Below are 13,822 nucleotides of genomic sequence, written 5' to 3'. Positions count from 1 at the left end.
GCTACAGCAAAAAAAACAACAAAAAAGAAAAAAGTACAATAAGCGGTTAAGATAAAATTATGGGAAGGGTTATCACAAGATTCGCACCATCACCAACAGGTATGCTGCATATAGGTAATAGTAGAACAGCTATTATAAATTGGTTATATACTAGAAAGCATAATGGCATATTCATTTTAAGGTTTGATGACACCGATCTTGAACGTAGCAAGCAACAATATAAAAATGCCATTGTAGAGGATTTTAAATTTTTAGGACTTAACTGGGATCAAACTTTCTGTCAATCTAATAGACTTGCTAAATATGAGGCTGTAAAGACATTATTATTACAAAAAAATAGATTATATCCCTGTTTTGAGACTCAAGAAGAGCTAGAACTGAAACGTAAATTACAATTATCAAGAGGACTCCCCCCCATCTATGATCGGGCAGCTTTGAATTTGACTCAACAACAAATAAATGATTATATTAGTCAAGGAAGAAAGCCACATTATCGATTCTTGGTATCGCATACTCCAATTATATGGCAAGATATGATTAAGGGTGAAGTTAAATATGATGGGAAAAATCTTGGTGATCCGATAGTTATCAGAGAAGATAATAGTATGACTTATATGCTTTGTTCAGTTATTGATGATATTGATTATTCGATTACCCATATTATTAGGGGCGAGGATCATGTAACTAATACGGCAATTCAGCTACAAATGTTTGAAGCCCTACAGGAAGAACTATACTCAAATCAAAAGAGTATACCGAATTTTGCTCATCTTGGTCTAATTATTAGCCGAGATGACAAAATATCTAAAAGAATAGGAGGATTTGAGATCGCTGCTCTAAGGGATGAAATTGGATTAGAACCAATGGCAATTAACAGTTTTTTTAGTTTAATTGGTTCGTCATCAAGTATTGTATCGTTTAAGAATTTAGATCAGCTAATAAAAGAGTTTGACATTAATAATTTTTCTAAAAGTCCAACAACTTATTTGCCGGAAGAATTAGAACGTCTGAATCATAAATTACTAATTAGCCTTAGTTTTGATGAAGTAAAAGATCGCTTAAGAGAGATTAAGGCTGAGCAAGTAACTGAACAGTTTTGGTTGGCAGTGAGAGCTAATTTGCAAAAATTATATGAAATAAAAGATTGGTGGAATATTTGTTACTCACCATCCAAAATTGAAGGATTAGATAAAGATTTTTTAAAACAGGCAGCTATATTGTTACCAGACGAACCAATAACCCTCGATAGCTGGAGCATTTGGACTAAAAGGATTATGATCGTTACTGGTAAAAAAGGCAAGGAGGTATTTCTGCCTTTAAGACTTGCTATAACGGGAATGGCATCCGGACCGGAAATGTCGATCATATTACCCTTACTTTGCAGAGAGGAAATTATAAAAAGATTAAAGTTGATTTTTGTGTTGATCTAAAAAAATAGCCTGAAAGGCTATTAATCCCCATTCGCGTCTCACCTTCGAGATAAATATGAGCAAAAATTATACTTCAAAGTAGTATTATTATGCGATGTGTGGGATGAAAATTTATATTAGACTTCTTTCGAAACTCTACTTCTACTGGTGATTTGTACGTCAAGCCGGTACTCTAATCCTCATGTACATTCAAGTACGCTGCGGTTCAAGGTGAAGTGTCTCCTTCAAATCTTTCAGTATAAGCGAGTTTCGAAAGAAGTCTATTTTAGTTACTGGCTACATATTGTCATTTTGCAGATTTTGTCATTTGGGGCATAGTTAAATCAAATAAATTGAACAAACTTTACCCTAGACTATCAAACCGATGTCTTCTAACAAACTGTTCTAATAGTTTGTTTATATTTTTACATAATGCATAGCATTTTGTTTGCTGCTTACATAAAACTGAAATTAAAGTAAATTAGGATAAACCATGACTCCTTGCATTCCGAGGTTTAAAAACAGGAGCTGGCTTTTGGGATTCTTGATTAATTTCAACAATTCTATTCTTTAGGAATGTTTGTAAATTTACATCATCTTTAACATTAACATGTTCTCCTTTCCGTTGGTATCCCATTTTAGGAGATCCATTTATACTTGTTATTCTCTCTTCTGTTCTCAATCTAACCTGGCCTACATTCGCTTCTTCCTCTCTTCCAAGAGCAATTTGTTGAACTTTTTCCATCCTTTTATCCGATTCAACCCGTACCAATTCCTGTAATAGTTCTATCTTTTCTTGAGGAGTTGATAATTTGTCTAATTCTCCATTGATATGTTCTTTTTTTCCTGCAAGATCTTTTCCACGTAAATTTGCATATAAAGATTCTGCTAGTTTCGTAATATCCTTACTGATTTTCCGCACTGGAAATAATAGAGAGTGCCTAAGACTACTCACCGTCTTTTCTAAAGTGTCCTCAAAATGCTTTGGCATAGCTGGTTTGCTAGCTGTACGTACCATATCATCGTTTGTTGGGAATTGCATGAGATCAACTTCAGGAGTTTTAACCTCTAATTTCACTTCTTCACTTTTGAGTTCATGAGGAGAGGAAACCACAGCTTCTTTTGTTCTATCCAACTCCTCAGTCTTCTGAGGGGAAGTTATAATACTGTCCACAGATAGTGTATCGATAGATTGTGAAATATCCACGCCATGTCCCTTGTTTTTGGCTACTTCTTGCATCATTGCTTTATATTTTTCTTGCGTTACTGGCAAGGTATAGATTTGTCCACCATGTTCTATATACCCAACTGCATCAGAACCAGTTCCATTAAACTTAACTGGACATGGCGAGCTGACCTCGATTAGCTTACCATCATCATCATAGTGAGCCGTAAAATATACAGCCTTACTTGCAGCAATATTCCTGCCATGCTGATCCTTTACCGCTAGCGATAAATGCATTGGACCACCATCCTTAAGTTCTATCGGAAAATCTATCGTCCTATAATTTTTAATTTCTACTGTAGTACTATCACTTTTTTGCACTGTTTTAGGAGGATTTATTTGATGTGTTGCTTCTGTTAATGTAGCAATCTCGTTACCACTTGCATCTCGTACTATCTGCGTTTTAGTAGTAATACCATTACCACTTTCTTCTCCAACTCCATCCTTCCATTCCATAGGACTAAATCTATCTGTAAACTTGGTATGAACATTTTTGTAGCCGGCAATTTCTACTTGTTCTAAAGCTCTTTTTAACTCAGATCCTTTAAGAACTTCACTGATTTTCTCTTTGTTTTCTTCATTTTCACAGTACACACGAAATTTAGTTATATCTTCAATTTCTTCTAGTTCTACTATATTATTCTTTACTAGAGCTTCAACTATTAGCTCCCTCTGCTTGGTTAAGATTTGCTCTCTAATTGCTTGGGTTATAGGGTCAACATCTCGATCAGCAGCAGAAAAAGAAGGGGTACGGATAGCGTCAAGAGAATGGTCTGCTAATTCTCTAGGATTTTCCTCAGCAGTATCTTGTAACACAAAGACGTCCTGAGCAAGTTCTTCTTGAGCAGATTCCTCTCCTTTAGTAAAAGCAATGATTGCCTGCAACTTATCTTCATATCCTTGCCAACTATCAGGTATTTCCCCGTTCTGTATGGATTGTGCCAATTTGTCAGCTAGTTTCTCAAACACTATAGCTTTCTTAAATGTTAACTCATCTTGTTCAGTATTTTCCCCTATCTTTTTACCTTCATCAGCAGTAGTCTTGATTATTTCAGCCAAGCCGTCTAATACATCATTTATTACAGCAACCTTGTTTTCTTTTGAAAGCAAATGATTTCCCGAAACTCTATTTGGAATTTCAAGTAGATGGTTAAATAGAGGATCAACAACCTCATTTTCAACTGTAATACTTTTTTCCTTAATGTCTACTTTTTCTCCAGATTTATCTATTTCAATCATCAAGTCTGTATAATAATCAAAATACTCTCTAGGATTTTCTCCTTTACTCATTTTTACCACCCTATTCTTAAATTCTAATTATATTGATGCTAGATAATATTCTTCTTTAAAGCAACTAATTTGTTTTTATTTTGTTTTATTTTTAAGGCAACTTCCTTAAAAAGTATAGTCCATCACTTTAATTATCACCTCAACTATTTATGTAAGGCATCGGTTTAATAGCCTAGGGTGAAAGTTAAAAAATCGTCATTGCGAGAAGACCGTAGGTCGACGAAGCAATCTATATGACAAGCTTCATGGATTTGCCGCGTTCACGTACGTTCACTCGCTAATAGACGGTTTTTTAACTTTCAACAGTTATAGGATGACACCCTAGGCTATTAAACCTATGTCTTACATAAATAGTTGAGGTTAATTATATCATAAATAATATTAGCACTAAGCATATACGAAATTATATCTTGACATTTTCTTTGCCTAGAGGCAAACTAAGCTTTAACAGGCGGAAGTAATGGTAATTATGATCTTGATATTTATTTTAATGTTTTATGTTTTTACAATTAATAGGCATAGAGATAGTCAAAAGAGCTATAATTTTATCATACCATTATTTTATATTAATTTTTTAATAGCTAATATCTATTTTTACTTACATGCTACTGACCACTTAAATATCTCTTTTTAATCTGTTATGAACCCAGTTTCAAGCCAACCTACAATTATATATATTGCTATTGCTATTTTATGTATAGTAACAAATGTCTTAGCCTTTATTTTCCAATTTTTTTATTATGAACTACCCTGCCCTTTATGTTTATTACAAAGATTCGGTTTTATTGCTATCGGACTTGGAGCACTACTTAGCATAATATATAATCCTTCTTGGAAATATGATATGATTATATTCACCTCTAGTATTTATACGTTGATGGTAGGGCTTAGGCAGGTTTTGCTGCATATTTTACCCCATGATTTAGGATATGGTAATACTTTCCTTGGGTTACATTTTTATACATGGTCAGCAATAATTTCTTTTTCTTTAATCCTATTAATGTCTATAATTCCTATAATTAGCCTTATTCTAAGTAAATTTAGTATACTACAATTTTATCCTAGTTTTGTACCTACATTAATTGAGATTAGTTTGATAATTATCACTCTTGTTAATGTGTTTGCAACTTATTTTGAATGTGGTTTTGGCATGTATCCTAGCGATCCTACAACTTACTTAGAATGGAAAAATTTACAGCAATTATTTGGTAGTAGTTAAGTAATTTTAACTTATTAGATCTATGTTTAAAAAAGATAATTATTCAAGAAGTTTAATTATATTATTATAACAGAACATCATGAAAATTTTTAATAATAACCAATAAATGGAGGATACAATGTCAAAAAGCTTTGTAGAAAAAGTAAAAAAAGGAGCAGCAAAATTAGCAGATAAGGTAGAACAAAAGGTAGAGCAATTTGTTGATGCTGTACCAACTGATGATTAGATAATAGACAAACTCCGCGCGAGAGGGATTAAAAAAAGTTAACTCTAAAGTTGCTCAAGTAAGCCCAGAAACTGCAAAAACTTTGCGGAAGATAGAAGGAAAAATAGGGGTTAAGCCAAGTCCACAAAATCTTGCTGAAATAGTTGATGACTTATATAATCTCAAAGATAATTTTATGAAAGATATGAAAACTCCAAAAGTTATCACTCAATTCGGTGATTTTTTAAAATCTACTGTCGCTTTAATAGGATCTATTGGTAAATCTGCTAAAGAACGTGGAAAAGCATATGATAACTTTACCAAATCAGCAGAAGCTCTAGGTAAAGCGATTAGCAAAGCATTCGAGGGGTCAAGAACACGTTGAGGATAAAATAATATTACCAAGGCAGATATTGATTCCCTGCGTGGGTTCATTAGTGTCCGGAGCTATCTTTATAGTTAACCAAAGAAGATTTTTGCTATAATAAGAGAAGTGCTGTCACCCCTGCTTCAGTGCGGGGTCTAAAAAAGTCTAATAAACCATCTTGGTTTATTTTTTTAGATTCCCGCCTACGCGGGAATGACAGCTCTGTGTAGTAACTACAACTGTAGTAGCCTGAATTCAACGTAACAAGTTACATCAAATTCAGGTTATTAGGTCATACTAGATTATTTTTTAGTCTCATTTGTTATTTGTGACTTCGGTAACATTATTTTGATATCAGCTTTACTTTCAAGATCAGCAACATACTTTAATATAGCATCTCTACTAAGTTGATTGGTTATACTAGCAGTAGCTTCCTCCTTAGAAGGTATTTGTGCAGGTCTTTTATCAAGTACAGTAATTATATGCCAACCAAATTGGGTTTTAACTGGAGAAGAGATTTCATTTACTTTCATTGATAATGCTTTATCTTCAAATTCAGGTACTAGCTGTCCAGAAGTAATATAGCCTATTTCTCCACCATTGGCTTTAGACCCTTCATCTTTTGAGAAATCCTTAGCAAGCTTAGCAAATTTTTCCCCTTTTTTAAGTCTATTTTGTACATTTATTGCTTCTTTTTCAGTTGCAACCAAAATATGACTTACTTTTACTTCCTCTTTTCCTTTTAGGCTAGCAACTAATTTATCATATTCAGCATTAATCATTTTCTCATCAACATGAGATTTTACATAACGCTCCATCAATTCTTGCTGAACCAATTGGTTTTTTACTATATTCAACTTAGATTGGAATTCTTTTGAAGATTCAATATTAGAATTCTTGGCTTCTTGCTCAAGCAATTTTGCATCGATATAGCCCTTTACTAACATTTCCTGTATATTCGCATCGAAATCAGTAAACTTTTTTCCTTTAACACTTGGTTGGGTATCTAAAGAAGATTGGAATTGTTGCATAACCTGTGATTCTTTTACTTCACCACCCTTGTAGGTAGCAACAATTTTATCTTCATCAGCAAAAGCACTACTCGCAAGTAAACTAGCAGCTAAAAAAATTATAGTTGTTCTTTTCATTTGTTATCCATTATTATATATTGTTTATGATAGCTGGATTTTATAAGGATAACCCTTCTACGTCAACAGCTATTTACAATTTGTTTGATAAATATCATAAAATATCATATTTTACAGGATATTTACTATTTGAATCTAGGATATAAATGCTTTCTTTACTTAAAAAATTATTCGGCACAGCAAATGATAGAAGTATAAAAAAACTATCTTTAGAAATTGAAAAAATTAATTTGCTCGAGCCTTCAATACAAAAACTTTCTGATGATGATTTGAGAAATAAAACAGAGCAATTTAGGCAAAGATTAAAAGATGGTGAGTCATTAGATGACTTAACTTATGAAGCTTTTGCTGTTGTACGGGAAGCTTCAAAAAGAGTCTATGGGATGAGACATTTTGATGTTCAGCTAATTGGTGGATTGATATTGCACCGTGGTATGATTACTGAAATGCGTACAGGAGAAGGAAAAACTTTAGTTGCCACATTACCTGCATATTTGAATGCTCTTACTGGTGAAGGGGTGCATGTTGTTACGGTAAATGATTATTTAGTAACACGTGATTCTGAGTGGGTGGGAAGAATTCATAATTTCCTAGGGTTATCTGTTGGTTGTATCATCGCTAATATCAGTGATGATGATAGACGTAACGCTTATAGAGCAGATATTACTTATGCAACTAATAACGAGCTTGGATTTGACTTCCTCAGAGATAACATGAAATATAGTGAAGATTCTAAGGTACTTCGCCCTTTTAAATTCGCTATTATTGATGAAGTTGACTCAATTTTAATTGATGAAGCAAGAACTCCGCTAATTATATCAGGTCCAGTAGACGATCGCTCGGATTTATACAGCACAATTGATAAATTAGTTCGTCAGTTTAAAGATGAAGATTACGAAAAAGATGAGAAATTACGGACAGTTAATCTTACTGAGGATGGTATAACTCATGTAGAATCAATGCTTGTGACCAATAGTCTTATTGAGAAAGGTTCAAGCCTTTATGATTTTGAGAATTTAAGTTTGGTTCATTATGTCAATCAATCACTAAGAGCACATATTCTCTTCAATCGTGATGTTGATTATTTAGTACGCGATGGAAAAGTTATGATTATTGATGAATTTACTGGACGCGTTATGGAAGGTAGACGGTATTCTGAAGGGTTACACCAGTCACTAGAGGCAAAAGAGCATGTACAAATTCAAAATGAGAATCAAACCTTAGCTTCTATTACTTTCCAAAACTATTTTAGGAATTATCCCAAATTATCAGGTATGACTGGTACAGCAATGACCGAAGCTGCAGAGCTAAAAGACATATACAATCTTGATGTTCTTGCTGTTCCTACCCATAATCCAATTACTAGAGTTGATTATGATGACGAGATTTATGGCAGTAAACAAGATAAATATGAAGCTATCCTAAAATTAATAAAAGAATGTCATGATCGTGGTCAACCTATTCTGGTTGGAACGGTTAGTATAGAGAAGTCTGAAGAAATTTCTAACTTACTTACCAAAAATAAAATAACTCATAATGTTTTAAATGCAAAATTTCATCAGCAGGAAGCATTTATTATAGCTCAAGCTGGACGATTTAAGGCTGTGACTATTGCCACAAATATGGCAGGTCGTGGTACAGATATTATGCTTGGCGGTAACCCAGAAATGCTAATAGAACAACTATCTCTAAAGAACCTAGCAAAAGAGCAATATGAATTAGAAATAGTAAAAATAAAAGAGCAGATAGCTGAAGAGAAGCAGCGTGTAATAGAGGCTGGAGGATTATTTGTTATAGGTACTGAAAGGCATGAGAGTCGTAGGATAGATAACCAGTTACGAGGAAGAGCTGGTAGACAAGGTGATCCAGGCAATACAAAATTTTTCTTGTCTTTAGAAGATGATCTGATGCGTATTTTTGCCTCAGACCGTATCTCCGGAGTTTTAAGAACGTTAGGTTTAAAAGATGGTGAAGCAATCCATCACCCTATGATTAGTCGTTCACTTGAAAAAGCTCAACAGAAAGTTGAAGGACATAATTACGAAATACGTAAAAATTTATTACGTTTTGATGATGTTATGAATGATCAACGTAAGATAGTTTATGAACAGCGTAGTGACATCATTAAGTCAAAAGATGCACATGATTTTTTAACTAACATGACAAAAGAACTAGTGGAAAAAGTGGTATTAACTTTTATTCCACCTAGTTCTTATAGAGAAGACTGGGATATAAATGCTCTAACAGGAGAGTTGCAGCGTATTTTTGCTATAAAACTACAGCATGAATCCATAACAAAAGCTGATGTTACCAAACTACAGGTGGTATCTGACGTTGTACAAATGGTAAATGATTTGTACCAAGCAAAAGAGGAAGCATATAGCGTTAACTTGATGAATGACGCAATTAAGTATATTTTACTGACAACTTTAGATCAAGTATGGAAAGATCACTTACATAATTTAGATCATTTACGACAAGGTATATCACTAAGGGCTTATGCCCAAAAAGATCCTCTTAACGAGTATAAAAGAGAAGCTTTCAATTTATTTGAACAAATGCTCGATAATTTGAAGGAATTATTTATCCAAAGAGTTTGTCATCTCCATATGGATACTAGCCATATTAAAAAAGAGTCAATGTCTTTAGAAAATAAAAAACTTCAAAAGACAATGCAAGAAACTAGGGAGTATCCAGCTTTTAATAAATATAATGCTGGTGTTAGTATTGAAACTCAACTTAAAACCATTAAAACTCAAGTCAATCCACAGGATAGAGTACAATCAGACCCATCAAGTTGGGGAAAAGTGGCTAGAAATGAGTTATGTCCCTGTGGTTCTAGCAAGAAATATAAATATTGTCACGGAAGTAATGAATAAGCAGTGCAATTTAATGATAGACAGTCAACTTGTGAGTTGCTTAGTAGCCACCCAGTTTCCACAATTTAGAGATTTGCCTGTTCAGCCGGTCGAACTCAGTGGTTGGGACAACAGAACATTTCGCTTGGGTAAGCACATGCTTGTACGCATGCCTAGTAGCGAGAGGTATGCAATACAGGTAGAAAAAGAGCAAAAGTGGTTGCCTAGATTGGCATCTTTGCTGCCACTTCCAATTCCACTGCCTGTAGCAATGGGAGAAGCTGGTGAGGGCTATCCATGGCGATGGTCCATTTACCGCTGGATTGAAGGGCGAAACTACTACATCTGCACACATAGCCGACCTAGGTGACTTCGCAACCAATCTCGCACAATTTCTTATCGCTCTGCAAAGCATTGATCCCACGGACGGACCTCTACCAGGCTTACATAACTTCTATCGTGGTGGACCTCTAACGATCTACGACACTGAGACACGACAAGCAATCTCTGCATTAAGTAACAAGATCGATATCAGCACTGATACTAAAATTTGGGAAGAAGCTCTGACTACTACTTGGCAAGCTTCGCCAATATGGATTCATGGTGACATCAGCACCGGCAACCTGCTAGTACAAGAAGGAAAGTTGAGTGCTGTCATTGATTTTGGAGGGCTAGGGATCAGGCGACCCAGCCTGTGATTTGGCAATTACTTGGACGTTATTTCAAGGAAGAAGTCGGGAAATCTTTCGGACAATGCTTCCATTAGACGCCGGCACTTGGACTCGCGGTCGTGCATGGACATTATGGAAGGCCTTAATTATCGCAGCAGACCTCTCCCGGGTACAAATACTGCAGAAATCACACAATCATGGCGTGTTATTGATGAAGTACTTACAGATTACAGGCATAACTAAACAATGTTATGAATAGCAAAAATAGGACATAGAAGTAATTTCTATATTAGCCCTCTTATGTAACCTAAAATAAATGATCATGATGATAAAAATAATCTTTATCATGGAATATATGTAATTATAATATTTTGGAGATGATGAGTTTTGTAGATTAACAGTAATAAAAAGATCTGCATTTGAGAAAATAGCTGGGTTCTATGAAGAAAGTAATAAAAATAGGTACAAGAAGAAGTCCTTTGGCTTTAATACAAACAAATTTAGTAGTAGACCAAATTAAAATTCATTATCCAAACATAATTTATGAAATAGTTCCAATAATTACCTCTGGTGATTTGATTAAGGATAAAAATCTGTATGATATAGGTGGCAAAGCTTTATTTTTAAAAGAAATAGAAAATGCTCTTATAAATGGCGAAATTGACTTAGCTGTACATTCCTTAAAAGACGTACCTTGCAAACTACCGTCAGAATTGATGATATGTGCTGTACTTGAGAGAGAAGATGCACGAGATGTATTTGTCTGCTTAGATTATAAATCAATAGAAGAACTGCCTTTTGCTAGTAAGGTAGGTACATCTTCAGTTCGTAGAAAAATCCTAATACAAAGAAAAAGACCTGATTTAAAAATTGTTACTTTTAGAGGAAATGTTGATTCAAGAATAAAAAAATTAATGCAAGGTGATGTTGATGCAACCATTTTAGCTTATAGTGGTTTAAAAAGATTAGGACTATTTAATACACAATATTGCCACTTAATAGAGACAAAAGAGATATTACCATCTGTAGGTCAGGGAGTTATAGCGGTAGAGATAAGAAAAAACGATCATAAAATACAGGAAATATGTAATAAAATTAACCATCTTGAAACATGGGAGCTAATGCAAGCTGGAAGGGCATTTTTGGAATATTTAGATGCAAATTGTAAAATTCCTGTAGCTGCTTATTCAACGTATATAGGTAATGATATTCATACAGAGTTTATGCTTTCTGATTTTGACGGGAGTAAAATAGTTTTTCATAGCGATATTTCTAAACCAAAAGATTGCAAAAATTCTGGCATACAGGCTGCAAAAACTTTGATGTTAGCTATAGTGAATTGAGAAAAATTTGGTAACGTCGTCTTCGATCCCTCGCCTATTACATACAGGTGTCGTTCCATCGCTCCTGCTACTCAATTCTCTTCAATTGACTATAGGCTAAAACCTTCTTGGGTTAACTTAGAATTATTCTTAATAGCATTTCATTATTAATTCGAACTGGTTATCATTAGAAGGAATAATTTTTGTACTAGTATTGTAAATAATTGGATCATTAATTTGCTCGTGACCAAACCTATTAGTCTTAAATACTGGAATTTTTAAGGTTGCTGCAAAATCAGTAAGAACAGTAATGATACTCTTACCATCACCTCCACAAGTCCCAAATATTATAGCATTTACATGATCTAGCAGCCTTGCTTGTTTTAAATGATATAAAATGCGATCTAGCTGATATAGTTTTATGTCAACATCTTCCAAAAAAAGAATCTTATCTGCTGTTTTTATTTGCCATGATGTACCTATAGATGTTTGTACAATGGTTAGATTACCGCCAGTAAGATTACCTGTAACAATTTTGCTAGATTTTGCAGCATGGTTGATTGCTGATAACCCTTTAATTTTAGCTAGAGTTTCTTTACCAGAAATTATTTTTGCTATTTTTATAAAATTCTGATGATCTCTTGTTGGATTAAATATTTCAATGATTCCGTTACCATGAATTGTCTTCCATCCCCATTCTTGAGAAAAGAAAATATGTAAAGCAGTCATATCACTAAACCCTATAAAAAACTTTTCCTTTATAGGTTTTTTCATGCGTTGTAAGTCAGGAATCAATTTTGCTGAACCATATCCCCCGCGAAGTGTCCATATTACGTCATTTGATTGATCCAGTAACGCGTTTTCTAAACACGATAACCTTGTTTTATCGTCGGTAGAATGGAATAAGCTTTTTCCTCCAAAGCAACTATTTGGAATATCTAGTTTCAATGAAGTAATATTTTTTAAATTAGATAATAATTCACTGCTTACCCCTGAGGCAGGAGCAACAACAGTAATTTTTGTATCTTTCAATAAGCTAATAAATTCCTTATTATTTTTGTTAAAGTCTAGATTCGAAAATGCTGATAATAACATAAAAACAACTGGTAGGAGTATTATACAAATATTACTTCTCATCGAGCATAGCCTATTTATAATATGGATGGTTTTCTATTATAGTCTGAATTTTATTATTGATTAATTAATTTGATTATACACGATAAAAGTTATGCACTAAGTAAAAATTAGTCAATGGCATTAATATTTTTTCTATTTACAATTAAGATATTAATAAGATTTAATCTATACTTTAAGCAATTATAGCAATATATTTGCTTGTTAATAAGATGTAAAATTAAGTTGAACATGGATTTTACAAAATGATCATTCATTTTTTATTAACAAACTTATCCTCAATGCTTTTATATTATAGAGGACTATACATAGTTATATGCAGCAATTCCAAAAGTTGCCTAATTCCTTACATTTTCAATTATTTCTGTTATTGAACCACATTCTCTTCAATACATCATCTTTTCTTACAAAATGGTGATAAAAGGCAGCTAAAGTATGCAGAGCAATTAAAACACAGAGAATAAATGCTGAAAATTCATGCATTTTGTAAAATATTTTGGCAAATGATGCATTCTGAATGAATGAAGTGATAGTAAACAGTCCATATATATCAATGTTACAACCTGACAGAATGGTCATTAACACACCACTAATTGGCATTATAAACATTAAAAGATAGAGTATATTGATATTTAAGGTAGCAACATTTTTTTGCCATCTTGGTAAATCACTTGGTAAGATTACTCTGATATTAATTAAACGCCATAGCAATCTTATGGATACTAGTAATAATACCATCACGCCTATAGCCTTGTGGGAGGCGTAAATTTGCTGTTTTATAACAGGATATTCTATGTTTTGCATAGAAAAACCAACTATAATCATTGACACTATCATAACTCCAACTATCAAATGTAGAAGTTTTGTAACTAAACCATAGGAATTTTCAGTGTTTTTAATAGTCATATTCAAACCTACAACATAGCTAAATAATTTTAAGTATATTCAAGTTTCTATCTTAATGTTAATATTTT

General features: G+C 33.5%; 11 protein-coding genes. 7 read left to right on the top strand and 4 right to left on the bottom strand.

Going from position 1 to position 13,822, the window contains the following annotated elements:
- The first annotated feature begins 59 nt into the window (after window positions 1–59).
- Window positions 60–1,430 (top strand): glutamate--tRNA ligase, encoded by a 1,371-nt coding sequence (gltX, locus tag AAHM86_RS06080; RefSeq protein ID WP_342267649.1) that lies wholly within the window; start codon window positions 60–62, stop codon window positions 1,428–1,430.
- Between the two features lie 460 nt (window positions 1,431–1,890).
- Here the strand turns inward: gltX and AAHM86_RS06075 are convergent, their stop codons facing one another.
- Window positions 1,891–3,924 carry a Sca4 family protein gene (locus AAHM86_RS06075; protein WP_342267648.1) on the bottom strand — a complete coding sequence of 678 codons (2,034 nt, stop codon included), beginning with the start codon at window positions 3,922–3,924 and terminating at the stop codon, window positions 1,891–1,893.
- Window positions 3,925–4,564: 640 nt separating this feature from the next.
- Here AAHM86_RS06075 and AAHM86_RS06070 point away from each other — a divergent pair.
- Complete coding sequence (locus AAHM86_RS06070) at window positions 4,565–5,143, top strand: disulfide bond formation protein B (RefSeq protein ID WP_342267647.1); 579 nt, start codon at window positions 4,565–4,567, stop codon at window positions 5,141–5,143.
- Window positions 5,144–5,451: 308 nt separating this feature from the next.
- Window positions 5,452–5,733: a hypothetical protein gene (locus tag AAHM86_RS06065; protein ID WP_342267646.1), complete on the top strand. Its 282-nt coding sequence runs from the start codon at window positions 5,452–5,454 to the stop codon at window positions 5,731–5,733.
- Between the two features lie 284 nt (window positions 5,734–6,017).
- On the opposite strand, the gene AAHM86_RS06060 is transcribed toward AAHM86_RS06065, so the two are convergent.
- A complete protein-coding gene (locus AAHM86_RS06060) occupies window positions 6,018–6,863 on the bottom strand; it encodes a peptidylprolyl isomerase (RefSeq protein ID WP_342267645.1) in 846 nt (281 codons plus the stop codon).
- A 146-nt stretch (window positions 6,864–7,009) separates the two neighbouring features.
- On the opposite strand from AAHM86_RS06060, the gene secA reads away from it, so the two are divergent.
- The 4 genes from secA (at window position 7,010) to hemC (ending at window position 11,735) form a co-directional block, all read left to right on the top strand.
- A complete protein-coding gene (gene secA / locus AAHM86_RS06055) occupies window positions 7,010–9,742 on the top strand; it encodes a preprotein translocase subunit SecA (RefSeq protein WP_342267644.1) in 2,733 nt (910 codons plus the stop codon).
- Window positions 9,681–10,091, top strand: a complete 411-nt coding sequence (locus tag AAHM86_RS06050; RefSeq protein WP_342267643.1) for a phosphotransferase — start codon at window positions 9,681–9,683, stop codon at window positions 10,089–10,091. Before secA ends, AAHM86_RS06050 begins: the two co-directional genes overlap by 62 nt.
- The gene (locus AAHM86_RS06045) at window positions 10,006–10,419 is read left to right on the top strand and encodes a phosphotransferase (protein WP_342267642.1); all 414 of its coding nucleotides are present in this window, start codon (window positions 10,006–10,008) and stop codon (window positions 10,417–10,419) included. The genes AAHM86_RS06050 and AAHM86_RS06045 overlap by 86 nt, the downstream gene beginning before the upstream one ends.
- Window positions 10,420–10,832: 413 nt before the next feature.
- The gene (gene hemC / locus AAHM86_RS06040; protein WP_342267641.1) at window positions 10,833–11,735 is read left to right on the top strand and encodes a hydroxymethylbilane synthase; all 903 of its coding nucleotides are present in this window, start codon (window positions 10,833–10,835) and stop codon (window positions 11,733–11,735) included.
- A gap of 129 nt (window positions 11,736–11,864) precedes the next feature.
- On the opposite strand, the gene AAHM86_RS06035 is transcribed toward hemC, so the two are convergent.
- Entirely contained in the window at window positions 11,865–12,833 is a 969-nt protein-coding gene (locus tag AAHM86_RS06035) for an LD-carboxypeptidase (RefSeq protein WP_410521584.1), read from the bottom strand.
- 369 nt (window positions 12,834–13,202) lie between these two features.
- Entirely contained in the window at window positions 13,203–13,754 is a 552-nt protein-coding gene (locus tag AAHM86_RS06030; protein WP_342267639.1) for a cytochrome b, read from the bottom strand.
- Window positions 13,755–13,822 lie beyond the last annotated feature (68 nt).

This window comes from Candidatus Tisiphia endosymbiont of Empis tessellata (assembly GCF_964031035.1).
Classification (GTDB): domain Bacteria; phylum Pseudomonadota; class Alphaproteobacteria; order Rickettsiales; family Rickettsiaceae; genus Tisiphia.
Note: the sequence above shows the minus strand (reverse complement) of the source record. Positions and strands in the feature narration are given on the sequence as shown.